This is a genomic window from Chitinophaga sp. CC14 (assembly GCF_048957795.1).
GTDB lineage: Bacteria > Bacteroidota > Bacteroidia > Chitinophagales > Chitinophagaceae > Chitinophaga > Chitinophaga ginsengisegetis.
On sequence record NZ_JARBFY010000003.1, the window covers coordinates 2,284,510 to 2,310,017 of the forward strand.

The 25,508-nt window shown below is 47.3% G+C and carries 22 protein-coding genes and 1 other RNA gene; 14 read left to right on the forward strand and 9 right to left on the reverse strand.

What is annotated here, in order from left to right; genetic code table 11:
* Positions 1-344 precede the first annotated feature (344 nt).
* Entirely contained in the window at positions 345-3,434 is a 3,090-nt protein-coding gene (locus PV783_RS19130) for a SusC/RagA family TonB-linked outer membrane protein (protein WP_420989197.1), read from the forward strand.
* A gap of 11 nt (positions 3,435-3,445) precedes the next feature.
* Entirely contained in the window at positions 3,446-4,936 is a 1,491-nt protein-coding gene (locus PV783_RS19135; RefSeq protein WP_420989198.1) for a RagB/SusD family nutrient uptake outer membrane protein, read from the forward strand.
* A 55-nt stretch (positions 4,937-4,991) separates the two neighbouring features.
* Here the strand turns inward: PV783_RS19135 and PV783_RS19140 are convergent, their stop codons facing one another.
* Positions 4,992-5,843, reverse strand: a complete 852-nt coding sequence (locus PV783_RS19140; RefSeq protein WP_420989199.1) for a hypothetical protein — start codon at positions 5,841-5,843, stop codon at positions 4,992-4,994.
* Positions 5,844-5,966: 123 nt separating this feature from the next.
* Positions 5,967-6,530, reverse strand: coding sequence for a methyltransferase family protein (locus PV783_RS19145; protein WP_420989200.1), 564 nt, complete (start codon positions 6,528-6,530; stop codon positions 5,967-5,969).
* A gap of 96 nt (positions 6,531-6,626) precedes the next feature.
* Here PV783_RS19145 and trxA point away from each other — a divergent pair, with 96 nt between their 5' ends.
* A complete protein-coding gene (gene trxA / locus PV783_RS19150) occupies positions 6,627-6,923 on the forward strand; it encodes a thioredoxin (RefSeq protein ID WP_111578081.1) in 297 nt (98 codons plus the stop codon).
* 153 nt (positions 6,924-7,076) lie between these two features.
* On the opposite strand, the gene PV783_RS19155 is transcribed toward trxA, so the two are convergent.
* From PV783_RS19155 to fbaA, 4 genes are all read right to left on the reverse strand, one after another.
* Complete coding sequence (locus PV783_RS19155; RefSeq protein WP_420989201.1) at positions 7,077-8,228, reverse strand: tetratricopeptide repeat protein; 1,152 nt, start codon at positions 8,226-8,228, stop codon at positions 7,077-7,079.
* A 46-nt stretch (positions 8,229-8,274) separates the two neighbouring features.
* A complete protein-coding gene (smpB, locus tag PV783_RS19160; RefSeq protein WP_079467455.1) occupies positions 8,275-8,712 on the reverse strand; it encodes an SsrA-binding protein SmpB in 438 nt (145 codons plus the stop codon).
* Positions 8,713-8,813: 101 nt separating this feature from the next.
* Positions 8,814-9,662, reverse strand: coding sequence for an acetyl-CoA carboxylase, carboxyltransferase subunit beta (accD, locus tag PV783_RS19165; protein WP_079467454.1), 849 nt, complete (start codon positions 9,660-9,662; stop codon positions 8,814-8,816).
* A gap of 201 nt (positions 9,663-9,863) precedes the next feature.
* The gene (fbaA, locus tag PV783_RS19170; protein WP_420989202.1) at positions 9,864-10,931 is read right to left on the reverse strand and encodes a class II fructose-bisphosphate aldolase; all 1,068 of its coding nucleotides are present in this window, start codon (positions 10,929-10,931) and stop codon (positions 9,864-9,866) included.
* Positions 10,932-11,067: 136 nt separating this feature from the next.
* Between fbaA and PV783_RS19175 the strand changes: the two genes are divergently transcribed.
* Positions 11,068-11,880: an alpha/beta fold hydrolase gene (locus PV783_RS19175; RefSeq protein ID WP_420989203.1), complete on the forward strand. Its 813-nt coding sequence runs from the start codon at positions 11,068-11,070 to the stop codon at positions 11,878-11,880.
* On the opposite strand, the gene PV783_RS19180 is transcribed toward PV783_RS19175, so the two are convergent.
* The 3 genes from PV783_RS19180 to PV783_RS19190 all read right to left on the reverse strand — a co-directional run bounded on the left by PV783_RS19180 (position 11,877) and on the right by PV783_RS19190 (position 14,526).
* Complete coding sequence (locus tag PV783_RS19180) at positions 11,877-12,314, reverse strand: ubiquinol-cytochrome c reductase iron-sulfur subunit (protein WP_336388652.1); 438 nt, start codon at positions 12,312-12,314, stop codon at positions 11,877-11,879. The two genes, PV783_RS19175 and PV783_RS19180, sit on opposite strands and share 4 nt — an antisense overlap.
* A gap of 67 nt (positions 12,315-12,381) precedes the next feature.
* Positions 12,382-13,158, reverse strand: a complete 777-nt coding sequence (locus tag PV783_RS19185; protein WP_420989204.1) for a helical backbone metal receptor — start codon at positions 13,156-13,158, stop codon at positions 12,382-12,384.
* Between the two features lie 9 nt (positions 13,159-13,167).
* Positions 13,168-14,526 carry a pyridoxal-phosphate dependent enzyme gene (locus tag PV783_RS19190; RefSeq protein ID WP_420989205.1) on the reverse strand — a complete coding sequence of 453 codons (1,359 nt, stop codon included), beginning with the start codon at positions 14,524-14,526 and terminating at the stop codon, positions 13,168-13,170.
* Positions 14,527-14,779: 253 nt separating this feature from the next.
* Between PV783_RS19190 and bioD the strand changes: the two genes are divergently transcribed.
* The 10 genes from bioD to PV783_RS19240 all read left to right on the forward strand — a co-directional run bounded on the left by bioD (position 14,780) and on the right by PV783_RS19240 (position 25,470).
* Complete coding sequence (gene bioD, locus PV783_RS19195) at positions 14,780-15,424, forward strand: dethiobiotin synthase (protein WP_420989206.1); 645 nt, start codon at positions 14,780-14,782, stop codon at positions 15,422-15,424.
* Entirely contained in the window at positions 15,421-15,996 is a 576-nt protein-coding gene (locus tag PV783_RS19200; RefSeq protein ID WP_420989207.1) for a 5-formyltetrahydrofolate cyclo-ligase, read from the forward strand. Before bioD ends, PV783_RS19200 begins: the two co-directional genes overlap by 4 nt.
* 6 nt (positions 15,997-16,002) lie before the next feature.
* Positions 16,003-17,076 carry a tetraacyldisaccharide 4'-kinase gene (gene lpxK, locus PV783_RS19205; protein WP_420989208.1) on the forward strand — a complete coding sequence of 358 codons (1,074 nt, stop codon included), beginning with the start codon at positions 16,003-16,005 and terminating at the stop codon, positions 17,074-17,076.
* A 12-nt stretch (positions 17,077-17,088) separates the two neighbouring features.
* The gene (gene rnr, locus PV783_RS19210; RefSeq protein ID WP_420989209.1) at positions 17,089-20,076 is read left to right on the forward strand and encodes a ribonuclease R; all 2,988 of its coding nucleotides are present in this window, start codon (positions 17,089-17,091) and stop codon (positions 20,074-20,076) included.
* Between the two features lie 20 nt (positions 20,077-20,096).
* Positions 20,097-21,068, forward strand: a complete 972-nt coding sequence (locus PV783_RS19215) for a polyprenyl synthetase family protein (protein WP_420989210.1) — start codon at positions 20,097-20,099, stop codon at positions 21,066-21,068.
* 182 nt (positions 21,069-21,250) lie between these two features.
* Complete coding sequence (locus PV783_RS19220) at positions 21,251-22,885, forward strand: amino acid permease (protein WP_420989211.1); 1,635 nt, start codon at positions 21,251-21,253, stop codon at positions 22,883-22,885.
* A 47-nt stretch (positions 22,886-22,932) separates the two neighbouring features.
* Positions 22,933-23,397, forward strand: coding sequence for a DoxX family protein (locus tag PV783_RS19225; protein ID WP_079467443.1), 465 nt, complete (start codon positions 22,933-22,935; stop codon positions 23,395-23,397).
* Positions 23,398-23,541: 144 nt separating this feature from the next.
* The gene (locus PV783_RS19230; RefSeq protein WP_133256180.1) at positions 23,542-24,591 is read left to right on the forward strand and encodes a Smr/MutS family protein; all 1,050 of its coding nucleotides are present in this window, start codon (positions 23,542-23,544) and stop codon (positions 24,589-24,591) included.
* Between the two features lie 25 nt (positions 24,592-24,616).
* Positions 24,617-24,992: RNase P RNA component class A (gene rnpB, locus PV783_RS19235), an RNA gene on the forward strand.
* A gap of 67 nt (positions 24,993-25,059) precedes the next feature.
* Positions 25,060-25,470, forward strand: a complete 411-nt coding sequence (locus PV783_RS19240; protein WP_079467441.1) for a DUF4870 domain-containing protein — start codon at positions 25,060-25,062, stop codon at positions 25,468-25,470.
* The last annotated feature ends 38 nt before the right edge of the window (positions 25,471-25,508 follow it).

Below are 25,508 nucleotides of genomic sequence, written 5' to 3' on the forward strand. Positions count from 1 at the left end.
AATTCTTTTGTTTTTAATTATGAAAGCATATAGCTTTGCGTCCCATTAGTCTATAGGAATTATAGGATAATAGAACGGAATGAATTTAAAGATTTGCTTATGGAGAAGATTACCCAACCATATTGTTTATGCAACTATTGTTGTTGCCATCATTAAAAATCAGCAATAAATATTTGTCTGCTTAACCACAGCAGGTTACAACGATCAATAACTGTTTCCGGAACTCCGTCTGTACCGGCGTTAAAAAACAATGGGATACAATGCTGCAATGCCTGTTCAATAACAGACAGGAACAGGTATTGCCAGGAAAAACCAGATCACTGCAAAACTCTCAACATTTTACTATGTTACAACGACTACTTCTCTTTCTACTGCTCATTGGACCCTTGGCAGTATTTGCACAAACACGTACGGTGACCGGTCGTGTTTATTCCGCGAAAGATAATTCGCCCTTACCAGGCGCCTCGGTGGTAATTAAAGGAACCACCAACGGCGTGGTGAGTGATCCTGAAGGTAACTTTAAGATCCAGGTAACTGATCCTGCCGCCACCACGCTCGTGATCCGCTTCATCGGCCTGGAACAACAGGAAGTGCCTATCAGCACATCACCCATCAATGTTTCACTCCGTTCTTTAGGGAAAGATATTGATGAAATTGTAGTAGTAGCCTATGGTACTGCTAAAAGGAGTTCCTATACCGGTTCTGTTTCGCAGATCAAAAGCGATGAACTGGTAAACAGGCAGGTATCCAGCGTTACCAAAGCATTACAGGGCCTCGCAGCTGGTGTGCAAAGTACGTCTACCAGTGGTCAGCCGGGTTCCGATGCTACCATCCGTATCCGCGGTATTGGTTCCATCAACGCATCCGCCGATCCGTTATACGTGGTAGACGGAGTGCCTTACGGAGGTAGCCTGAATGCACTCAATCCCTACGACATAGAATCCATCAGCGTTCTGAAAGACGCTGCTTCCAGCGCGCTGTATGGCTCCCGTGGCGCCAACGGTGTGATCATCATCACTACCAAAAAAGGAAAGAAACAGGGAAGTAATATAGACGTTCGCGTTAGTCAGGGTTTTTCAAAAAGAGCAGTGGATAATTACGACCGGGTAAGCACCGATCAGTATTTTGAAATGTACTGGGAAGCCATCCGCAATGGCGGTCTTACCAGCGGCTTATCACCCGCTACTGCCGCCGCCCAGGCCAGCAGTAACCTCGTAAGAAGGGTAGGGATTAACCCCTATGGCACCGCTTTCCCGCAGCCGGTAGGCACCGACGGGAAACTGGTAGCAGGCGCTAAAGCCCTGTGGAACGATAACTGGGACGATGCCATGCAAAGAACCGGGAAACGTACCGAAGCAGATGTGGCACTCAGCGGCGCCACTGAAAAATCAAGATACTATGTTTCCGGGGGATACCTGAACGACCAGGGTATTTATCTCGCTTCCGGTTTCAAACGCTATAATCTCCGCAGCAACATTGATATTGATGCCAAGAAATGGTTAAAGGTAGGACTGAACCTGAATGGTACGCACTCCGAACAGGATGCGCCTCCTTCGGAAGACAGCCGCTCTGATAACTATGTAAACTACGGCCGCCTGATGTCAAATTTCTATCCTATTTATGAGCGCGACCGGTCCACCGGCGCCTATATCCTGGATGCCAACGGTAATAAGATCTTTGACTACGGTAGCTACCGTCCCAGTGCTGCAAACACCAACACCAACCTGGTGGCTACCTCCGCTATCGATAAACACCGCCTCACCCGCGATGATTTATCTGCCCGTTTGTATGGCGAAGCCACTATCTGGCGCGGACTTAAATTCAAATCAAGTTATAACGCCGATTATACCGCCAAACAACAATACGACTACACCAACCCCAACCTGGGCTTTGATGCAGAAGTAGGTGGAACAATTGAGCGGTTGAATACCCGCGTGTTCAGCTGGACATTCAACAACATCTTTACCTACGAAGAAACATTTAATGAAAAGCATCACCTGAACCTGCTGGCAGGCCAGGAAGCCTACAAATACACCACTACCTTTTTGGATGGTCAGAAATCCGGCTTCTCCCTGCCTGGACTGGAAGAACTCTCGGATGCCTCTCTCATCACGGGTTTGCAGGGATATACCGATACTTATACGCTCTCCAGTTTCCTGGGCAGGGCTGAATATGACTACGTAGGAAAATACTTTTTATCTGCTTCCCTTCGCCGCGACGGATCTTCCCGTTTCGCACCCAATCACCGCTGGGGTACCTTCTGGTCTGTAGGCGGTTCCTGGAAATTGACAGAAGAAGATTTTCTTAAAAACAATTCCTGGCTTAACCTGCTTACACTCCGCGCCAGCTACGGCGGACAGGGGAACGATAACCTCGGGGACGATGCATTCTACAACTACTACCCGTTGCTGAACGTAAACAGTAACCTCGGTGAAGGCGGTACCTACCGCCGCCAGGTATACAACCCGAACCTGCAATGGGAAACCAACCTGAACTTAAATATTGGTGTTGACTTCAGTATGTTTGGAAATCGTTTAGGCGGTACCGTAGAATACTTCCAGCGCAAATCACAGGATCTGCTGTATTCCCGTCCTATGGCGCCTTCCGTAGGTTATTCCGCTGTGGATGAGAATATCGGCGCACTGAAAAATACCGGTGTGGAAGCTTCCATACACGCAGTGCCCGTGAAAACAAAAGAGTTCAGCTGGACCATTGATCTGAACGCCACGCACTATAAGAATAAGATCACCGAGTTACCGCAGAAAGAAATTATCAGCGGTACCAAAAAACTCATGGTAGGTAAATCTATCTATGATTTTTACCTGAGAAAATGGGCTGGCGTAAACCAGGAAACAGGTTTGCCTATGTGGTACGTCGATAATGCAGATGGCACCAAAGGCACTACCGGCACCTATTCCTCCGCTACGCAGTATTACAATGGTTCCTCCCTGCCGGATGTATACGGCGGTTTTACCAATACATTCACCTACAAAGGGTTTTCACTTTCCTTCCTGATGGTGTACAGTCTTGGTGGTAAAGTACTGGACCAGGATTACCTGTTCCTGCTGGGTACAGGTACCTCCGCAGGCCGTCCTTTCAGCACGGAAATGCTGAACCGCTGGACGCCGGACAACAAGATCACGGACGTGCCTAAACTGACTACCGTACAAACCAACTGGACATCCGTATCCGACCGGTTCCTGTATGATGCCAGCTATGCCCGCCTGAAAAGCCTGAACATCAGCTACAACCTTCCCAAATCACTAATGGATAAAGCACATCTTAATAATGTACTGGTATATGTACAGGGAGAAAACCTGTTCACGATCTATAACCACCAGGGGCTGGATCCGGAACAATCGGTAGGAGGTACCACCTACTATCGTTACCCGGCCATTAAATCCATTTCTGCAGGTATTAATCTGAGCTTCTAAAAATTACGACCATGAAAAAGAATATATTCTTAATAATAATCGCTGCTTTGGTATTGGGCGCCTGCAACAAGGATTTCCTGGATACCAAACCAACCAATGCCGTACCGGACGACCAGGTGTTTAATACTGCCGACAACGTGGAAACAGTGATCAACGGTACCTGGGCATATATGTTTGAAGAGTTCTTTACATATGCGGTGCCGGGTTATAAATCCATTCATCTCACCAGCGACGCGATGGGCAGTGATATCGCGGTAACCCAATCGTATGGACTACGTGATTCCTATGGATACACAGAAATGACAGACAACACCAAGAACCGTGTAAACGCTTTCTGGACGATTCTGTACAAGGTGATCGACAACTGTAATAATGTGATCGCAAAAGTGGACAATGCTACCGGCGATGCCGATAAGAAACAACGTCTCAAAGGCCAGGCATATGCGCTGCGTGCCAATTGCTATCTCACGCTGGCATCTTTCTACCAGTTTAACAGAACAGGTACAGAGAAAGCCATTCCCATCTACACAGAGCCATCCGGCCCCACCACTGCAGGAAAGGCCAAATCAACAGTGGCAGAAGTGTACAAACAGGTAATTGATGACCTGCAGAAAGCATTGCCGCTGCTGCAGAATTATGAACGCAATGCCACCCAGAAATGGAAAATTGATCTCAACGTAGCCAATGGTTTACTGGCCCGCGCATACCTCTACAACCGTCAGTGGACAAGCGCCATCACCGCTGCTGTTGCTGCCCGTAATGGTTATCCGCTGATGTCGGGCGATGATTACAACAAAGGCTTCAGCGATATCAACAATGGAGAATGGATCTGGGGACACGCGCAAACGCCCAACCAGAGCAACGCCAGCTACAACTTCCATTTCCTCGATGTTTCCAGCCCGGCCTCATACTACCAGAGCTTTATGGCAGATCCTTACTTTAAGAACTTCTTCGACAGTGCAGATGTACGTTTCCGCTTATTCGACTGGGACACCCTGCCTGACCAGGAAGGCTACCTGCGCTACAAGAAGTTCCGTTTCCGTGACGCCGGTGCATTGGTGGGCGACCTGGTGCTGATGCGCTCCGCAGAAATGTACCTGATAGAAGCAGAAGCTTATGCACAAAGCGGCAACACTACCAAAGGCGCAGAAGCCCTCAACGTATTGCGTGCAGCAAGGAATGCCACGCTTTATAAAGGCGGCGGCAGCCTGGTAGACACTATCCTGGTGGAGAGAAGAAAAGAGTTGTGGGGAGAAGGATTTTCACTGTCTGATATTATTCGTACAGGCGGCACCGTAGTAAGGAAGCCTTTCCTCTCTTATAACGGGCAGGATAGTATTATCAGCGTGCCGAGAGGTGATGGCACCTTTGTGAAAGTGTCTGCACAGGGGCATCTGACGCTGAAACAACCGGATGGAACACCATTTGTACCTTACAGTAAATACTACCTCTTTGCTATTCCGATTACAGAATTACAGAATAATCCGAATATCAATAATTAAGGATCATAAAAAAAGCCTCCGGAATTTTCCGGAGGCTTTTTTTATACGGATGTAATTATTTATTCAGATCTGTGTATTTATAAGCAGAAATATAATCGGCTTTGGCAGAACTCTCTGCCGGCGTTTTATGCCACATTGTATCGGCCACAGTCAGCCCTTTATCATTTGCGGACCTGGTGTAGTTATAAATATGAGACACCACATTTTGCGCATTAGCTACAGTATACGACATCTGCTCATTTGCAGAAAGCAGCGGAATATCAGGATTATCTCCTTTCATCAGTAAAAAGTTAGCCAGGGACTTGTAGGGATTAGCCACGTTATTATAAGTGTATTTCCGGATACTCACTAACTCCAGGTTATAAGTTGTAGGATTAGCGTTGAACTCCCTGGCCTCTGTCACATTGTTATTCTGCCAGGTATATTCCCATGATTTATTATTGCGTTTGTCTGCCCTCACCTGGAAAACTTTTACCACTTTATTATTTTCATATACCAGGGAATCGTAGCTGGTAGCAGAACGGCCCGGCTCAAAAAAGCGGACCAGCTGATCACCCGAATAGGTGCACTCATAAATAGTTTCAGCTACTCCCATTTTTGATTCCTGCAAGGTCATTTTTGTAACTTTCTGCTGATTGTATATAAATTTAACCAGTGCATAATAAGTTTCATTTTCACCGGCAATTTCTTCCAGGGTATTAAATGTTTTGTCGGTGTTATAAGTCATTACCATACTGTCTTTATCACCAAAAGTAGCTCCGCTGTTGTCAATATCCCTGACAACAATGCCGGTAAGGTACCAGTCTTCGGTTTTAGGAGGATCAGGTGTAACAATGCCGGATTTATCGTCTTTACAGCTGGCAGCAAAAAATGCCAGGGCAGTCATGCCCAGGAGAACTTTTTTCATAGGATAATCTTCGGTTTAAGTATGTATTGGGTTTATCGTGTATTGGTGACAGTTAGGTTTATGACTGCAATTTAGAATCAAACTTTTTAATTTGAGGGAGAATTTTTATCATGAAAAGAATTACTAATATATCCACGGAATGATCCGGCTGGTATGCTTCATATAATCGGTGTATTCTTCTCCAAACTTCTCGCTCAGTACTTTTTCTTCTATCTTCATCCGGTAAACAAATGCCACAAAAACGGGGATGAACACAATGGCTAACCCCAGCCAGTTATTCTGTGATAACCCGAATCCCAGGAAAGACAGCAGGGAACCGGCATAGGAGGGGTGCCGCAATATGCTGTACAGTCCATCCTTTTTGATATGATGATCTTTCCGGATAGTTACATTTACGGTAAACAACCGGCCCAGCTGCGCAATAGCTACAAAGCGAAGCACCATTCCCAGCAGTATAACGCTAAGCCCTATACGATTCATATCAGGCCCCGGAAGAACCGGGTAAGATGTTTTTGCAGATACCAATACAGAAATATTGATGAACACAATAATTACGATCCAGATAAAAGCGAGGCTGCCCTGATCCTGTTTTTTCTTGTCGTCTGCGTCCTTGCCGCGGAGAATGCGGTGCAGCAGTATTTCAGACAGGAACCAGGCAAAATAAATAATGGTGGATAGCACGTTCATAGACCAACAAATAAGACGGAATTATATTTGTAATATATATTATATTTTCTGATTTTCAAAAAGTCGTAATTTGTGCGTGCAATTAAAACTTGTGCTATGGAGAACCTGCAGGCAATACTCGCTTCACCCACACCTGTACTGATTGATTGTTTTGCTACCTGGTGCGGTCCCTGCCAGATGGTGCCGCCTATCCTGAAAGAAGTAAAGGATAAAATGGGAGAACAACTCAGGATTATCAAGATTGATATAGATAGAAACCAGCAGCTGGCCGCTCAATGGCAGATTGCCAGCGTACCTACGTTATTGCTTTTCCGGGAAGGAAAACTGATTTGGCGGCAGAGCGGGGTAGTGCCTGCGCATCAGCTGATACCGCTGTTAAAGCAAAAGATATAGTCATTATTACTTCCCGGATGCTTCTCCGGTGCTTCGGACTTGCGTATGTCATGGATCATCCATGCACTATCCATACTGTTAGCATGCACTCCTCATGCACTATTAATGCACTGTTCATGCACTCCCCATGCACTATGTCCCCGTTGGAGTCCGCTAAATCCTATTATAAAAACTTTGCAGATCTCTCGCCAGCTGGTCATAAATAGGCCGGGTAAATTCCATAAATAAGTCGGTAGGCGGCGGTGGCGGCATATCCCGTCCTCCCATCAGTTGTTTATCCTCATCACTAAGCGCCCTTTCATCTCCCTTAAAGGTACCAAACTGGTTGAGCCAGGTGTAGCTGCCGGGAATACGGTCGGTTCGCAGTAATTGTCCGTTGCCGGTGTTGGTGATGCGGTAATCCAGCAACCCTTTTGAGACCACTGTTTTTTTAGTGATATAGAGCGTGGCCTTCACCGTTTTGTAGATGTTAAACTCTTTACCGGTAGAGTCCTTCGTGGTACCTACCACAATTTCTTTTGAAACATCGCGCTGGATGCGGTCTACATAGGTTTGGCCCACTACGAAGTCAAAAAAGCGGAGTTCAATATATTCATCGGGACGGAGGTTTCCATTGCGAACCACCCGTTCGTCGTAAAATTGTACAAACTGGTTGATATTGCGCTGTTGCAGGTTACGCACCAGGTAATCGCGGAACTGATCGGCGCTGAACTGGTAATAGGGGGAGCGCACTTCAATTTCACTGACTACCACATTGATTACTCCCATCTGGTAAGCCTCATCCTGCCGTTGTTTGGTATCCCGGTAATTGGGGATCAGTTTCAGCGCTGCGTCAAATTCGTCGTATGCCTGCCGCGCACTGGCCTTATCGCCTTTGTCCAGTAAAGCCATGCCCCGGTCGTACCGCATTTCTGCGGCGTTTTCCTGGGCGCCGGTGATGGCATCCCGGTAATCCTTCGGCTGCACCAGTTTAAGGGCAGCAGGGGAGCTGTGAATGGCGTTGTAGAGGGTTTGTAAGGCCCGGTACTCATTCCGTATGTTTTCCCACTTGAGTTGGTTATTGGAACGGAGGTATTCGTTTACGCGGTCTTCCCGCACCAGTAGTGCCTGTTTATAGGCATCAGGCAGCATCCGTGTGGCGGTGGCATCCTGCGGTTTACGCTGCAGTTTTTTTACAAAAGCGGTAACGGCTTCATCGTATCTGCCTTTGTTATATAGTTTTTCACCCGATTTACAGGAAAGAATACAGGTGTAGAGAAGGATGGCGGTAATGCTCAGTAACTGCCTGAATGCTTGCTTTTTCAATGGGGAACTGTTTTATAAGGATATGCTTTGCCTGCCGGCGCTGTATTTATTTGAATTGTCTTCTAAGCTCCCTGTCTGCCTCCCTTGCTTTGATAGAGTCGCGTTTGTCGTGGAGCTTTTTACCTTTACCGATCCCAATCTCCATTTTTGCCAGGCTTTTATCGGTAATGAACATACGAAGTGGTACAATGGTATAGCCCCGTTCTTTCATTTTGTTTTCCATCTTTCTCAGTTCCCGCTTGGTAAGCAGTAGCTTACGTTCACGCAGCGGATCATGATTGGAGGAAGTACCGTGCGAGTATTCTGCAATATGCAGGCTCTTTACGTACAATTCTCCTTTGGAAAAATAGCAGAAAGAATCATTAAAGCTCACCTTACCTGCACGGATCGACTTGATCTCTGTACCAAGCAACACCATCCCTGCAATAAATTTATCTTCTATTGCGTACTCAAAATATGCCGATCTGTTCTTTAATTCTGCCATTTGCGCTTTAATATGAGCTGTTAGTTTTTAGCCTTCAGTTGTTAGCTGTGGCGGGAAAGATCCATACCATTGCTAACAATTGAAGGCTAAAAGCTGTTGTCTTAATTTTTAAAGATGGTCAGCAAACTTGCCAACTTCGTTTTCAGTTCTTTTCTATCCATGATGAAATCCAGGAAACCATGTTCCAGCAGGAACTCTGCGCTCTGGAAACCAGCAGGTAAATCTTTTTTAATGGTTTCTTTAATGATCCTGGGTCCTGCAAAGCCAATGAGTGCGCCTGGTTCAGCAATGTTAAGGTCGCCCAGCATTGCGTAAGAGGCGGTTACACCACCGGTGGTAGGATCCGTCATTAAAGAGATGTAGGGGAGTCTTGCATCCGCCAGCTGTGTAAGCTTGGCCGATGTTTTAGCCATCTGCATCAGGGAGAAGGCGCTTTCCATCATACGGGCGCCGCCTGATTTGGAGATGACCATCAGCGGCATCTTGTGGATGATGCAGTAGTCGATAGAACGGGCTATCTTTTCACCTACTACGGAACCCATAGAGCCCCCGATGAAGTTAAAATCCATACAAGCCACTACCAGGTCGTTACCCAGCACCTTGCCGGCCCCTACGGTCATCGCATCTTTCAGCCCGGATTTCTTCTGCGCATCCTTCAGCCTGTCGGCGTAAGGCTTCAGATCTTTAAATCCCAGGAAGTCGGTCGGGTATATATTTGGGAACAGTTCCTCGAACTGATTGTTATCAAATATGATCTCAAAATACTCTGCAGAGTTAATACGGTTGTGATAATTACACTTATCGCAAACATAGTAATGTTCCTTCAGATCCTTTACGGTGGTGGTTTTTTTACAGTTAGGACACTTGTGCCACAAACCATCCGGTGCTTCTTTCTTTTCACTGGTGGTGGTAGAGATGCCTTGTTTAATTCGCTTAAACCAGCTTGACATATTTTACTATTAGATTAGAAAATAGTGGTGCAAGATACGAATTATCGCATAAAGCCAAAAACATATAGGGAAAAGTATAAAGTTTAAATCAAAAAGCAAAAAGCCATTGTAGCGGAGATAATAACATATACATATAATATATGATCGCTTTTATCCCGGTTACAACAGCTTTTTGCCTTATACGTTCAGCTTGATGCTTAACTATGCGTTCCTGTTAATACAGTTCAGATCCCTGAACGCTTCTTCCAGGCGCTTAACAAAGGTTTCTTCACCTTTACGCAGCCATACGCGCGGATCGTAGTATTTCTTATTTGGTTTGTCAGCGCCTTCGGGGTTACCCAGCTGGCCCTGCAGGTAATCTTTCTTCGCTTCGTAGAAATCATGAATACCTTCCCAGAATGCCCACTGCATATCTGTATCGATGTTCATTTTGATAACGCCATAACCCAGTGCTTCAGTGATCTGGTGTTTTGGAGAACCGCTACCACCGTGGAATACATAGTAAACTGGTTTAGCGGCAGTTTTATATTTCTCCTGGATGAATTCCTGGCTGTTATGCAGGATCACCGGGCGGAGTTCTACGTTACCCGGAGAGTATACGCCGTGAACGTTACCAAAAGCAGCAGCTACCGTGAAACGGGGACCTACCTTTGATAAAATTTCATACGCATAAGCTACTTCCTCAGGCTGGGTATACAGCTTGGAGTTGTCTACACCGGAGTTGTCCACGCCGTCTTCTTCACCACCGGTTACGCCCAGTTCGATTTCGATGGACATACCCAGCTTGTTCATTCTCTCAAAATATTTATGAGAAATTTCAATGTTTTCTGCAATCGGTTCTTCGGAAAGATCCAGCATGTGAGAGCTGTACAGCGGTTGACCGGTTTGTTTGAAGAACTGTTCGCCGGCATCCAGCAAACCATCGATCCATGGTAACCATTTTTTAGCAGCATGGTCGGTATGCAGCACTACCGGAACACCGTAATATTTTGCTACTTCATGTACGTGTTTAGCGCCGGAAATACCACCTGCAATGTTCGCCTGCAGTTTGTCGTTCGGCATGCCTTTACCTGCAAAAAATTGTGCACCACCGTTAGAAAACTGAATAATAACCGGTGAATTTACTTTAGCAGCTGTTTCCAGTACCGCATTCACGGAGTTAGTTCCCACAACATTTACGGCAGGCATAGCAAATCCGTTGTCTTTGGCATCGTTATACAGCGCATCCAGCTCTTCGCCGAATAGTACGCCAGCTCTGTATTTTCCCATACTCTGATATGTGTTTTATTTTTTAGGAAAGCAAATATAAGGAGTTAAATAGAAGATTTATAGCGAAAAGTAAGCGCTTACGTATTAATTCTACCAACAGAAAAATGTATTTTAACCGGTATTAATCCGGTTCCGTATGAAATTATTTCTGTTTTTCCTTGCAGGCGTATTCCTGAAAATGTCCGCTGCTACAGCATCTGCGGCCAATGTTTCGGATTCGTTGCTATATTTTACCTCCTTCGACAGTACCCGTATTCATTATACAATAACAGGTACCGGCGCACCGGTATTATTGGTACATGGTTTTATTGTGAACGGGGATTCCTGGAAGAAAACAGCTTTGTACGATTCCCTGCTGGTACACGGGTATAAGGTAATTACCCTCGATCTGAGGGGAAATGGTGCGTCGGACCATCCGCACGACAGTCTCGCTTACCTCGACGATGCAGAAACAAAAGATATCATGGGACTCATGACCCATCTTAATATTAATAACTACCAGGCAGTTGGCTATTCAAGGGGAGCTATTATTGTTGCGCGCCTGCTGGTGCTGGATGCCAGGGTACGCAGCGCGGTAATGGGCGGTATGGGTACGGCTTTTACGGATCCCGCCTGGCCACGCCGCCGGCAGTTTTATGAAGCCCTCTCAGGGAAAGATGTGCCCGAACTGGCCGCTATGGTTAAATATGTACAACAGGCCGGACTGGATCAGCGCGCCCTCGCCATGATGCAGTTTGGCCAGCCCTCCACTACACCACAGGAGCTGGCCGGCGTGCATCAGCCGGTATTGGTTATCGGGGGGGATAAAGACGAAGATAATGATACCGGTGGCGCTCTCGCAGCTATGATGCCGGCAGGAATGCACGGCACCGTAACCGGAGATCATAATTCAGTAGTACGCGCCGTACCATTCGCTGAATGGGTACTCGACTTCCTGCAGAAACACTAACTAACGGTGAGTACATTACCATCTACCTTGATGGTGTAAGCCGTTAGTGCAGCAGTAGCCGGACCTGTATTCACCGCCCCGGTAGTGGTATACCGGCTGCCATGACCACAAGGCGCATTACATTCTATTAATTTAGACGTGTTGTTAAAAGTAGCAACGGTGCATCCCTGGTGGGTGCAGGTGCTGGAAAGGGCCGTGAAAGCCGATGCAGTATTGCCGGAACCGGTACGGATAATGATCACCCCGTTGGAGATCCTGAAATCGCCCACATTGGTGAGGTCACTGCCGAGGTTCAATGTTAGCTTTGCGTTGCCGCCGCCCGGGGGAGTTGGGTCGGGATCATTACTGCCTCCCTTGCTGCAGGCAGCCAAACCGGCTGTACATACTAATGCCAGCGTTAATCCAATGTTGGAAACAAAATCTCTTCTTTCCATAAAATGCGTTTTAGTTGATCGTTATCCTGTTTACGCAAGTGAAAAGAAGAAAGTTGCCTCAGGCGATTTAATTTTCTATCACCGATTGAAAGTAGGCGGGTGCCTCTGCCAAACGGCTGCCATACCAGGAAAACATTTCCCCGTCAACCAGCTGGATACGTGCTTCCGGCAAAATGGCCTGCAATTCCGCTATATGTTTTTCTTTGAAAGGATACGGTTCAGACGATAATAACACCCTGCGGCACCCGCTGCCGGCCAGCTGACTGGCAGTAACAGCCGGATACCGGGGCAGATCGCCGAATACATTGTGAAACCCGCATAACTGCAGCATCTGGTGAATGAAGGTGTCGCCACCAGCCACCATCCAGGGATCACGCCAGATAAAATAAGCGGTGGGAACCGGCGCTGCAAGCGGCTGCAGTGAGGCAAAGCCGGCTTTTATCCGGAAAGTCAGGTCAGCGGCGGCCCGCACACGATTGGTGATGGCGCCGATGCTGGTCATCATTTCATAAGCATCTTCCAATGTTTGGATATTACTCACCCATACGGGGTAATCCTTCATCAGCGGCTCTATGTCAGTGGCCAGGTTTTCTTCTTTATTGGCAATGATCAGATCGGGAGCAAGCTGCCGTATGATACCGGCGTGAACATTTTTGGTGCCACCCACCCGTGTTTTCTCCCTGAACCACGTTAACGGATGTACGCAGAATTTAGTAATGCCTACCACTTCCTTTTCCAGTCCGAGGGAATACAATAACTCCGTTTGGGATGGCACCAGTGAAACAATCCGCCGTGGCGGATGATCAAGCGTTATCTGCCTGTTGAGCTGATCGGTAAACAACATGTGGTTCTTTTATCTGCCCAATGCCTGTATGATATCGTACTTCGTTACAATGTGGTGGTTGCCGCTGTCGTCTTTCGTAAGTACCGCGCCATTTTCCCTGTTGATGTATACCGAAAGCTTTTCAATAGGCGTGTCCTGGCTCACCAGCGGGAACGATGGCTGTATTACCTGGCTTATCAGTGCATCTTTCAGGTTGGCGTCATCGATCAGGCGGTTAAACAACCCGTTTTCAGAAATGGACCCAATCAGTTCCCCGCCCTGTTCTACAGGTATATGCTCGATATCATATTTTTTCATCCGGGCAATGGCTTCACTTACTTTCTCATCTGCGCTGATCGTTACCAGTGGCTGATTCCGGCGGCCATTCACTACATCTTTCACTGTTTTTACATCCAGGAAACCACGTTCCAGCATCCACTGGTCGTTATATATTTTACCTACATAGCGGCTACCATGATCATGAAAGATAACCACCACCACATCTGTTGGCTTCAGTCCTTCTTTCAGCTGTAGCAGCCCTGCTATGGCTGATCCGGCAGAATAGCCAACAAAGATGCCTTCTTCTTTGGTGATGCGGCGCGCCATCACGGCTGCATCTTTATCAGTTACTTTTTCAAATTTGTCGATCACCTTCATGTCGTAATTCTCCGGCACAAAATCTTCCCCGATACCCTCTGTAATATAAGGATACACCTCGCTCATATCCAGCTGGCCGGTTTCAAAATACTTCTTCAGTAAGGAGCCATAACTGTCGATAGCCCATACTTTAATGCCCGGATTTTTTTCTTTCAGGTATTTCCCGGTGCCTGTAACGGTGCCACCAGTGCCGGTAGCCACCACCAGGTGCGTAATTTTCCCATCGGTTTGTTCCCATATTTCCGGACCGGTTTGTTCGTAGTGCGCATCGCGGTTAGCCAGGTTATCATATTGATTCACATAAAATGAATTGGGCACTTCGGTGGCCAGTCTTTTGGACACGGAATAATAGGAGCGGGGATCTTCGGGTTCCACATTCGTAGGACAAACAATTACTTCAGCGCCTACTGCTTTCAGGATATCCACTTTTTCTTTGGATTGTTTATCGGTAGTGGTGAAAATACATTTGTATCCCCTGATAATGGCCGCCAGCGCCAGGCCCATACCTGTATTACCGGAAGTACCTTCAATGAGGGTGCCGCCGGGTTTCAGCAATCCTTTCTCTTCCGCTACATCCACCATTTTCACGGCCATGCGGTCTTTAATAGAGTTGCCGGGGTTAAAAAACTCCACCTTCGCCAGTACGGTGCAGGGAAGGGAAGCGGTTACGCGGTGCAACTTTACCATCGGGGTATTGCCTATCGTTTCGAGTATATTATCACAGTATTTCATAAAAAATGAGGTTGTATGGTTACGAAAATACGGAATTGAACCGAATCGCCTTCGGCGATGCGGATTTTGTCTTTCTCAGGATTAGACTGATTACTTTGATTTTACTTTTTTGATTTAAAGAATCGGGGAGATATAAGTGAATATATACCGCTTATATCTCCCAAAATCATTTAAAATCCAAAGTGATCAAATCCTTAAATCAGCATAATCAGTCCAATCCTGAGAAAGACAACATTCGCGTATATTTGCGGCAATGAGTGAACGGATTTTTATAACAGGAACAGGCACGGGTGTGGGCAAAACCATTACTGCGGCCTGTGTTACGGAAGCATTGACTGCCGATTACTGGAAACCCATTCAAACGGGTTTAATGGAAGGCACAGATACGGATACGGTATCCTCCTTGTTGTCAAACAAGGTGTCAGTTTGTCACCCGGAAGCCTGGCGGCTGCAGGCGCCTGCCTCCCCGCATCTGGCGGCGCGGCTGGAGCACTGCACCATCGATATGGCGCGTATCCTGCAGCTGGCAGACCAACACCAGCCGGTTAGCCGGCCATTGGTAATGGAAGGCGCGGGGGGACTGATGGTGCCCATAAACGAGGAGCTGTTTACACTCGACCTGATAGTGGCCCTGAAAGCCAGGGTGCTCATTGTGGCGCAGAATTACCTGGGCAGCATCAATCATGCGATGCTCACTGCAAAGATGCTGCAACATACAGGCGTGCCCGTTATCGGATGGGTGTTTGGCGGCGACCATCACAGCAATGAAGACGATGTGGTAAAGTGGAGCGGGTATCCTAAAGTTGGCCGCATCCCGCTGACAGATACGGTAGATAAGGCATTCGTTCAACAACAGGCACAGTTGTTGTCAACCTCGCTGCATAGTTTACTGGCATGACCACGAAAAAGGATATACGAAAACATTTCCTGGAGCTGCGGCTTAACCTGGACGAACCCACTGCCCTTGCACTGAATGAGCAGTTGCTGGCGAATGCCCGTCAGCTCGATTACAGCAACGTCAGGAAAGCGCATATCTTTCTCCCTATCTCTGAAAAAAAAGAAGTAGATACCTGGCCCCTGGTAAAATGGGGGAGAGCCCAATGGCCGGAAATGGAATGGGTGCTTTCCCGCTCGGACATGAAAACCGGCGAGATGAATCATTATCTCTGGAAAACCAATACCATCCTGGTAAAAAACAAGTTCGGCATCCCGGAACCGGACCAGGGGGAAGGGGTACCACCGGAAAATATAGACCTTGTATTTGTACCTTTGCTGGCCTTCGACCGGCACGGGCAACGGGTAGGATACGGCAAAGGCATGTACGACCGTTTTCTTAAACAATGCCGGCCGGATGTGCGTACCATCGGCCTCTCGCTGTTTGAACCCGTGCTGCAGATAGAAGACGCGGATTCGTGGGATGTACCGCTGCATACGGTGGTTACCCCGGATCACATTTATCAATTTAAATAAACAACCGTGCTTAAATACCTGAATATTCTTTTATATCCTTTTTCCCTGCTGTATGGCCTGGTGATGTGGTTGCGGAACAGATTTTATGATAAAGGACTGCTCACTGCCGTGGAATTTGACCTCCCTGTGATCGCCGCGGGCAACCTGTCGGTGGGAGGCACTGGGAAAACCCCGCACGTGGAATACATGATCCGCCTGCTGAAGGATCATTTAAAAGTTGCCACCCTCAGCCGGGGGTATAACCGCCGTACCAGCGGCTACATCCTGGCCGATGAAAGAAGCACTGCCGCCGATATCGGGGACGAACCCATGCAGTTTCACGATAAATTCCCGGATATCAAGGTATGTGTGGGGGAAGAAAGGATGCTGGCCATCCCGCAGCTGCTGGGAGATGAACCCGATACCCAGGTGGTACTGCTCGATGATGCTTTCCAGCACCGTTCCATAAAACCCGGTCTTAATATCATGATCACCGATTACAGCCGGTTGTTTACCCGGGATCATGTAGTACCTTTTGGCCGTTTAAGGGAAGGAAGACAGGGATATCAACGGGCCGACTGTATTATTGTATCCAAGTGTCCGCCGGCCATGAGCAAGGAAGAGAAGCTGGCCCTGGAAAAAGAAATTAAACCATTGCCTCATCAGCGGCTCTTTTTCACTACCTTGCAATACGGCGCCTTGTCCGATATGATCACCCATCACCCGGTGGCCCTCCCCAAATCAGCAACCGTATTGCTGGCGTGTGGTATAGCAAGGCCCGAACCATTGCTCGAAGAATTGAAACGACGTTACGAACAGGTATACCTCTTGTCTTTTCCCGATCATTATTATTATACGGAGAAGGATATACTAAAAATAAAAAAAGAATGCAGCGACCTGCCCGGCACAGAAAAGATTGTTATTACCACAGAGAAGGATGCGGTAAGATTACATCTGCTCAAAGGAATGCTGGCAGAACAAAATCTGCAGATTGCTGTTATTCCGGTGGAGATTGCATTCCTCTTCGGAGAAGCAGAATTATTTAATAACTTTATTTTTGACTACATAGGCCGGCACCTGCCAGCGCCCGGTCAACAATAACTTACGACTAACATGAGTAGAAAAAAGAAAAATAAAAAAGGCGGTAATCATAACCCTAACAACCCCCAACAAAGCCATAGCCAGAAGAAAACCTTTAAAGGCATATTGGAAGTAACAAGGTCCGGAATGGCCTTTGTGATCGTGGATGGCCTTACAAAAGACATCATGGTGAAGCAGAAAAACCTGCATACCGCCCTCGATAAAGATGAAGTACTGGTGGATGTATTGAAAGCAGCCCATAACGACGGCCGCATGGAAGGCATTATAACGGACATCCTTAAACGAAATAAAACCGAATTTACCGGTACCCTGCAGGTCAGCAAAAGTTTTGCTTTCCTCATCCCCGAAAAGGGATTGTTTATGCCGGATATTTATATCCCCGCAAACTCCCTCGGAGAAGCGAAAAGCGGCGATAAAGCCGTGGTGAAAATAGTAGCCTGGGGAGAAAAATCACGCAAACCCGTAGGCGAAATCGTGGAAATCCTGGATGCCAGCGATACCAACGACCTGGCCATGAAGGAAATCCTCATTGAAGCAGGATTCCCCCTCAGCTTCCCTAAAGAGGTAATAGCCGAACTGGATACCATCCAGGAAAATATTTCTGAAGAAGAAGTAGGTAAACGGAAAGATATCCGCAAAATCCTCACCATGACCATCGATCCGGTGGATGCCAAAGATTTTGACGATGCCATCTCCATCCGGTTACTGAAAAACGGTTTGTATGAACTGGGCGTGCATATTGCGGATGTAAGTCATTATGTACTGCCTGGCACTGAACTCGATAAAGAAGCCGATAAACGGGCTACCTCCGTGTATCTGCCCGACCGTGTATTACCGATGCTGCCGGAAAAGATCTCCAACGAGCTTTGTTCCCTGCGTCCGCACGAAGATAAACTGACCTTCTCCGCCATGTTCCAGATGAACGAAAAAGGAGAGGTGAAGCAGCACTGGATTGGTCGCACCGTGATCCATTCTGATCACCGGTTTACCTACGAAGAAGTACAGGAAATCATAGAAGGCAAATCTGACGGTCCGTATAGGAATGAAGTGATGTTGTTAAACCGCATCGCCCAAACCCTGCGTGGACAGCGTTTTGCGCATGGTGCCATTAACTTCTCCTCACAGGAAGTACGCTTTAAACTCGATGAAACCGGCAAGCCTATTGGCATTGTCATCAAAGAAAGCAAAGAAGCGCACCAGCTGATCGAAGAGTTTATGTTGCTGGCCAATAAGACCATTGCTGCATATGTGGGCAAGCTGCGGATCAATAAACAGCCTATCCCGTTCCCTTACCGTGTGCATGATACGCCCGATCCGGAAAAGCTGAAGGTGTTTGCACTGTTCGCCGGAAAATTCGGTTATAAGTTCGATCTCAGCACACCGGAAAGTATTGCCAGCTCTTTCAATAAAATGCTGGCACAGGTGAAAGGCAAACCGGAACAACCGGTACTGGAAACGCTGGGCATCCGTACAATGGCCAAAGCCATTTATACGGTGAATAACGTGGGGCACTATGGTCTTGGTTTCGAGGACTACTGCCATTTCACTTCCCCCATCCGCCGTTTCCCCGATGTACTGGTACACCGCGTATTGGCGGAATGTCTTGCCAACAGCGTGCGCCCCGACAAGCAAATGGAGCAGAAATGCAAACACAGCTCTGAAATGGAACGTAAAGCCATGGAAGCAGAACGCGCCGGTAACAAATACAAGCAGGTGGAATACATGCAGCAGTTCATTGGTCATACCTTCGATGGCGTGATCAGTGGCGTAGCGCATTTCGGCTTCTGGGTGGAAACAATGGATACCAAGTGCGAAGGACTGATCAGCATTCACAATCTGAATAAAAGAGAAGAGTTCCAATATAATGAAGGGGAATATTCCCTCGTGGGCCAAAGCACGGGCCGCAAGTTTCGTATAGGCGAAAAAGTGAGTATCCGCGTGGTGGCCGCCAGCCTGGCCAAACGCCAGCTGGACTACGACCTGGAAGATGAACTGACCGGCACCGGCACACCTGCTGCCGCTCCGTTCCAGCATAAACGCCGGGAAGACCGCCGTGACGACCGTAAAGGTGGTGATCATCGTCGTGATGATCGTCGTGAGGACCGGAAGAAGAAAAAAGACAAACAACGCTATAAGCCCTGGGAACAGGAAGCCAAAGCACCTCACAGGGCACCGGAAGTATCGCTCGGCGAACCCAAGCCACTACCGGTTGTTGACCAGGTGATTGTGGAAACGCATGTGGTACCGGTAACACCGGATGCACCAGAAACGCCCGCAGTACCGGCAACACCGGCACCTGTACCTGTGCATAAAAAGAAACCGAAGAAAGAAGTGACTGAAAAGGTAGCGGAAGAAAAACCAGTACCGGTAGTTCCTGCACCTGCACCAGCTCCCGCGCCGGTGGCTGAGAAAGTGGTTGTTAAGAAAACAACTCCTAAACAGGAACCCGCAGTTAAAACACCTGCGAAGAAGGCAGCTGCAAAACCAGCACCGGCTGCTAAGAAAGCAGTACCCGCAAAGAAAGCTGCTGCTGAACCGGTAGCAAAGAAAGCAGTACCCGCAAAGAAAGCTGCAGCAAAACCGGTTGCGAAGAAAGAAGTACCTGCGAAGAAAGCTGCTGCAAAACCAGTAGCTAAGAAAGCAGTACCCGCGAAGAAAGCTGCTGCAAAACCAGTAGCTAAGAAAGCGGTACCCGCGAAGAAAGCTGCTACCAAACCAGTAGCTAAGAAAGCCGTACCTGCAAAGAAAGCTGCCGCAAAACCAGTGGCTAAGAAAGGCTTACCTGCAAAGAAAGCTGCTACCAAACCAGTTGCTAAGAAAGCAGTACCAGTGAAGAAAGCCGCCGCAAAACCGGTAGCTAAGAAAACCGTACCCGCGAAGAAAGCTGCTGCAAAACCAGTAGCCAAAAAAGCAGTGCCAGCCAAAAAAGCTGCCCCTAAAAAAGCCGCACCGGCAAAGAAGGCAGCTGATAAAAGCAAGTCAAAGAAAAAGAGTAAATAATAAAACACGAGCCAACAGCAATGCATTCATTCAAAGATTTAACAGCGCAGTTTAGTCAGCATTTTGAAAAACAACAGTTCCCGGAACAGCCCAGTAAATTATACAATGCAGCGTCCCATATCCTGGGAATAAGCGGAAAGAGGATCCGCCCTGTACTGTGCCTGATGGGGAACGAATTATTTGATGACCTGCGTACGGATGCATTTGAGGTGGGCAGTGCGATAGAACTGTTTCATAATTTTACGTTACTGCATGATGACATCATGGATAAAGCGCCGATTCGCCGCGGTAAACCCACCGTTCATACGGTATATGGCGAACCTGCGGCAATCCTGGCCGGTGATGTGATGCTCATTTATGTATATGAGCGCCTGAACAAGATAGAAGCGCACTACAAACAAAAGATCATCTCCGTATTTAATAAAGCCGCCATTGAAGTGTGTGAAGGGCAGCAGCTCGATATGGACTTTGAAGGCATGGACCCCGAAAAGGTGCAGTACGACGATTATGTACATATGATCGGGCTTAAAACCTCCGTGTTACTCGCCGCCAGCCTGCAGCTGGGCGCTATCATAGGCGGCGCCGGCGAAGGCAACCAGCAGCATATTTATTCTTTTGGTAAAAATATTGGTATTGCCTTTCAGATCCAGGACGACTACCTGGATGCTTTTGGCGACCCTGAAAAATTTGGCAAGCAGCAGGGGGGAGACATCCTCGTTAATAAAAAAACATTCCTGCTCCTGAAGGCGCTGGAGCTGTGTACCCCGGAACAACGGGCGGAGCTGAAAATGCTGATGGAAACGTCGCCGGCCGATAAAGTGGAACGGGTACTGGCATTATTCCGCAGTTGTAAAGTGGATGAATGGGCCGAGAAGGAAAAAGAACGCTTCCAGCAGCTGGCTTTCCAGAGCCTGGATAATGTGGCGGTATTGTCTAACCGCAAGGCTGCACTGATGGAAGTGGCTAACTACCTCTTAAACCGTCAGCAATAAGGTTCGTATTCAAATTCGCATTATATTCGCGCTTGTCTTATTCAGGATGAAAGTGATATTGCTGATTGCATTGATTTTTTCTGAAAGATTTAATCAGGGCAATCAGCATTATTGTTTTTTAGAGAACAAGACAATCATATTCATTAAATTTAAAGACAACTGTAAACGTAATTCCTTAGCCAATGTCGTCAAATTCGCTGTTTCGGAAAAAATCACTTACTGCCATTATTAAAGATGCCAAAGACGGTTTGTCAGATGGTCATGAAACAGGGGGGATGAATAAGGTGTTGAAGGTGAAAGACCTTACCGCTATGGGAATTGCAGCGGTTATCGGGGCCGGGATCTTTTCCACCATTGGCGAAGCCTCCTTCCACGGCGGACCAGGCGTTTCCCTGCTCTTTGTGATTACAGCAGTTACCTGCGGATTCTCCGCACTCTGCTATGCAGAATTTGCTTCCCGCGTACCGGTATCCGGCAGCGCTTACACTTACTCTTACGTTACTTTCGGAGAACTGGCCGCCTGGGTGATCGGCTGGGCCCTGATCCTGGAATATGCCATTGGCAATATCGCCGTAGCCATTTCCTGGAGCGGATATTTCAATAACCTCTTAGGTGGTATCGGCCTCAGTTTACCCGACTGGCTGGCCAGTAACTACGACAGCGCCACTCCCGAAACCATTGCCGCGGCGCCGCATATTGCAGGCATCCCCTTCATTGTGAACCTCCCGGCGTTTCTGATTGTACTGCTGGTAACTTACCTGGCCTATGTAGGCATCCAGGAAAGTAAGAAAAGTGCCAACTTTATGGTGGCCCTGAAGATCCTGGTGATCCTGTTTGTGATTGTAGTAGGCTTCTTTTACGTAAATAAGGCCAATTGGCACCCTTTTATGCCCAATGGGTTCTCTGGTGTGCTGAAGGGGGTATCGGCCGTATTTTTTGCTTATATCGGCTTTGACGCGGTAAGCACCACGGCCGAAGAATGCGCCAACCCGCAGCGGGATCTGCCCAAAGGCATGATCTATTCCCTGATTATCTGTACCGTACTTTATATCCTCATCTCATTTGTGCTCACCGGCATGGTGCCGTATTATAACCTGAAGGTAAACGACCCGCTGGCTTATGTTTTCACACAGGTAAACCTGCCCTGGATCAGTTATCTTATTTCTGTGAGCGCCGTGGTGGCCACTACCAGCGTACTGCTGGTTTTCCAGATCGGCCAGCCGCGTATCTGGATGAGCATGAGCCGCGATGGCCTGCTGCCAAAGCGCTTCAGCAAAATACATCCCCGGTTTAAAACGCCTTCTTTCGCTACCATTATCACGGGTATCCTGGTGGGTATTCCCGCGCTTTTCCTGAACCTGACCATCGTTACGGATCTGACCAGCATCGGTACCCTGTTTGCCTTTATCCTGGTTTGCGGCGGTGTACTCATTCTGCCCAGGGAGGAAAAATCAACGGTAAAACGGTTTCAACTGCCTTATATCAACGGGCAGTTTATAGTTCCGGGCATTGTAGTGGTACTCGTTTTCCTGTTTAGTAAGGAAATCATGACAAAACTTTCCTTCGCCGGCGGCTGGGAGGTATGGAAACATAATATTCCCTTCTACATATTTGTGCTCGTTACCATTGCACTTTCTTATTTCTCACTCACCCGCAAGCTCTCGCTGATACCGGTTCTGGGGATGCTCAGCTGTTTTTACCTGATGACAGAAATAGCGCTTAAAAACTGGATCGTTTTCTCGGTATGGCTCGCGGTAGGATTAACCATCTATTTCCTCTACAGCTATACCAACAGTAAGCTGGCCACAAAAGCTTAAATCTTCGTAACTTCAGGGTAGCTCTTTGATCTTAAAATTTATATTTTATGAACATGCTACAACGGGTTGAACACTGGGGTGATACACATCACCCGAATTGGCTGAGTGTGGTTCGCATTCTGCTGGGGGTATTTCTCATGTATGTAGGCGTCCGGTTTGTACAGGACAGGGACGCACTGCTTTCCATGATTAACCAGAGCCCGGCTTTGGCCACACTGTCCATATTACTGGGACATTATGTTGTATTCGCACACACAGTAGGAGGGCTGTTCATCGCTATGGGACTGCTTACAAGGGTTTCTGCGCTGGTGAATATCCCGGTATTGCTGGGGGCTGTATTTTTTGTTCATTCTCCAACAGGGCTGTTTACAGTATACCCGGTCATGGGTATTTCCTTACTGGTGCTGTTCCTGCTGATCTTCTTCCTGATAGAAGGCAGTGGCCGCATTTCGGTAGACGACTACATGCGGCGGCATCCTGAAAAAACAAGGACCAGGAAGTACGCTGAATAACGCTTTCTTCATATAGCCGTGCAGGTGAGTGTTACCATTTTAATGGCAATAAGGAGCTGTGTCTCCGCCTGATCAGGCAAATCTTTAAATCTCTTCCACGCATATCCCTTCAATATTCTATTTTTGCAGTTGAAGAATGCAATTATGAAATACCAAAAAGGCGACAACATCTTGTTGTTGAGTTCAAAAGAAGAAGGAACGGTTGTTGACATTGTGAATGATAATATGGTTATGATAGAGGTGAAAGGAACGTCTTTTCCGGTGTACCTGGATCAGATCGACTTCCCTTATTTCCATCGTTTTACCCAGCAGAAACTGGTCAAAGAAAAGCCAAAACTGATTCCCGGCGACGAAATCAAAGTAGACAGAAGCAAGTATGAAGTGTTTAAAACAGATAAGGGCATGTTCCTGTCTGTTTTGCCGGTATACCAGATGGATGGATACGATGAAACCGTGAAGCTGATGAAGTTTCACCTGTTTAATGATACGCCGCATGCCATGCGCTTCTATTTCCAGATATGGCTGAATAATCAGCTGGACCTGGAAATCAAGAACGAAATACACCCTTATAATCACTTCTATCTCGCTGATCTTATCTTTGAATCGCTGAATGATAATCCACGGTTTGAGTTTACATTTTTCCTGAAAGAGCCACAGCCCAAGCTGGCGACTTCTGTAAAGAAAACCTGGAAGATCAAGCCCAAACAGATGTTTGTACAACTGGAGCAACTGCGTACCAAAGCGGAAGCTACCATCACTTACCCGCTGTTTGATAAATTTCCGGAGAAAGAACCCGAACCACCGGCACCGGCGGAACAGGCAAAAAAGAAGGCACCCATTGCCACCGTTGGATCGGGAAACTTTGCCAGCCTGTTAAGTAAAATACAACTGCAGCCCGAAACTTCGCTGGAGCCCAAACAAGAAGTAGACCTGCACATCGAGGCACTCGAAAAAAACTGGAAAGGGCTGAGCAACATTGCCATCCTGGCTATACAGCTCAATGCCTTCCAGCGTTACCTGGAACTGGCTATCAGTCATCATCAGCATAACCTGATCGTGATTCATGGTATCGGAAAGGGAAAGCTCAAAGACGAAATTCACCAGATCCTGAAACAAACGCCGGAAGTAGCCAGCTTTGTGAATCAATATCACGCCAAATACGGCTATGGGGCTACAGAAATAACGTTTAGGTAATATTTTTATTTACCTTCGCGCTTCAACTACAAACCGTGCTATCGTTTCGCTGACTTGTTCAGTGGGAAGGAAAGTCCGGACAGCGCAGAGCAACGCACCACCTAACGGGTGGGTCCCGGTGCAAACCGGGAACAGCAAGTGCCACAGAAAATAACCGTCTGCTTCGGCAGATAAGGGTGAAAATGTGGGGTAAGAGCCCACGGTGCAGGCAGGTAACTGTTTGTGCGGGTAAACCTTGCGTGCTGAAATGCCATGTATACGGTCGATTGAGGGCTGCTCGCCCGATGACCGAGGGTAGGCAGATACAGACAACGTGCGAACGTTGTCGCAGATAAATGATAGCAGTCTGTCCCGGCTTGCCGGGGCAGAAACAGAATCCGGCTTACAGGTTTGTAGTTTTTTTTCTTCTCTTTTTTGATATCCTGAAATAAGCTGTTAACTTCCCGCATTATATTTAATCTCTATTTTATGAATCAGAATGATGAACGAACCTGGGGAACCCTTGTACACCTGGGGGGAATTATTGGTATGCTGATATTACCTACCGTCGGTAACATCATTGGCGTACTTGTTTTTTGGCTTATCAAAAGGAATGAATCCACTTTTGTAGATAACCAGGGAAAAGAAGCGATCAATTTCCAGATCACCCTGAGTATTGCAGCGGTGATTGTAAACCTGATCAATAATATTGTAACCGGCTTCTGGTCGCTTACCAGCTTCTGGCGTCATGCAAGAGGGGAGTTTTATAGTACATGGGGCTGGACAAACCTGCTCGGTGTATTATGGTTGCTGAATGTGATCTTTAGTATCATTGCTGCCGTGAAAGCCAATAAGGGCGAATCTTACAAGTATCCGCTAAGCGTTCGTCTCGTTAAATAATTACATAAAAAAAGGGCGGGAATTTTATCTTTTAAAAT

What these genes read in the sequence shown, in the direction of transcription:
- PV783_RS19130 (WP_420989197.1), top strand. Translation starts at nt 345, where the DNA reads ATGTTACAACGACTACTTCTCTTTCTACTGCTCATTGGACCCTTGGCA.
- PV783_RS19135 (WP_420989198.1), top strand. Translation starts at nt 3,446, where the DNA reads ATGAAAAAGAATATATTCTTAATAATAATCGCTGCTTTGGTATTGGGC.
- PV783_RS19140 (WP_420989199.1), bottom strand. Translation starts at nt 5,843, where the DNA reads ATGAAAAAAGTTCTCCTGGGCATGACTGCCCTGGCATTTTTTGCTGCC.
- PV783_RS19145 (WP_420989200.1), bottom strand. Translation starts at nt 6,530, where the DNA reads ATGAACGTGCTATCCACCATTATTTATTTTGCCTGGTTCCTGTCTGAA.
- trxA (WP_111578081.1), top strand. Translation starts at nt 6,627, where the DNA reads ATGGAGAACCTGCAGGCAATACTCGCTTCACCCACACCTGTACTGATT.
- smpB (WP_079467455.1), bottom strand. Translation starts at nt 8,712, where the DNA reads ATGGCAGAATTAAAGAACAGATCGGCATATTTTGAGTACGCAATAGAA.
- accD (WP_079467454.1), bottom strand. Translation starts at nt 9,662, where the DNA reads ATGTCAAGCTGGTTTAAGCGAATTAAACAAGGCATCTCTACCACCACC.
- fbaA (WP_420989202.1), bottom strand. Translation starts at nt 10,931, where the DNA reads ATGGGAAAATACAGAGCTGGCGTACTATTCGGCGAAGAGCTGGATGCG.
- PV783_RS19175 (WP_420989203.1), top strand. Translation starts at nt 11,068, where the DNA reads ATGAAATTATTTCTGTTTTTCCTTGCAGGCGTATTCCTGAAAATGTCC.
- PV783_RS19180 (WP_336388652.1), bottom strand. Translation starts at nt 12,314, where the DNA reads ATGGAAAGAAGAGATTTTGTTTCCAACATTGGATTAACGCTGGCATTA.
- PV783_RS19185 (WP_420989204.1), bottom strand. Translation starts at nt 13,158, where the DNA reads ATGTTGTTTACCGATCAGCTCAACAGGCAGATAACGCTTGATCATCCG.
- PV783_RS19190 (WP_420989205.1), bottom strand. Translation starts at nt 14,526, where the DNA reads ATGAAATACTGTGATAATATACTCGAAACGATAGGCAATACCCCGATG.
- bioD (WP_420989206.1), top strand. Translation starts at nt 14,780, where the DNA reads ATGAGTGAACGGATTTTTATAACAGGAACAGGCACGGGTGTGGGCAAA.
- PV783_RS19200 (WP_420989207.1), top strand. Translation starts at nt 15,421, where the DNA reads ATGACCACGAAAAAGGATATACGAAAACATTTCCTGGAGCTGCGGCTT.
- rnr (WP_420989209.1), top strand. Translation starts at nt 17,089, where the DNA reads ATGAGTAGAAAAAAGAAAAATAAAAAAGGCGGTAATCATAACCCTAAC.
- PV783_RS19215 (WP_420989210.1), top strand. Translation starts at nt 20,097, where the DNA reads ATGCATTCATTCAAAGATTTAACAGCGCAGTTTAGTCAGCATTTTGAA.
- PV783_RS19220 (WP_420989211.1), top strand. Translation starts at nt 21,251, where the DNA reads ATGTCGTCAAATTCGCTGTTTCGGAAAAAATCACTTACTGCCATTATT.
- PV783_RS19225 (WP_079467443.1), top strand. Translation starts at nt 22,933, where the DNA reads ATGAACATGCTACAACGGGTTGAACACTGGGGTGATACACATCACCCG.
- PV783_RS19230 (WP_133256180.1), top strand. Translation starts at nt 23,542, where the DNA reads ATGAAATACCAAAAAGGCGACAACATCTTGTTGTTGAGTTCAAAAGAA.
- PV783_RS19240 (WP_079467441.1), top strand. Translation starts at nt 25,060, where the DNA reads ATGAATCAGAATGATGAACGAACCTGGGGAACCCTTGTACACCTGGGG.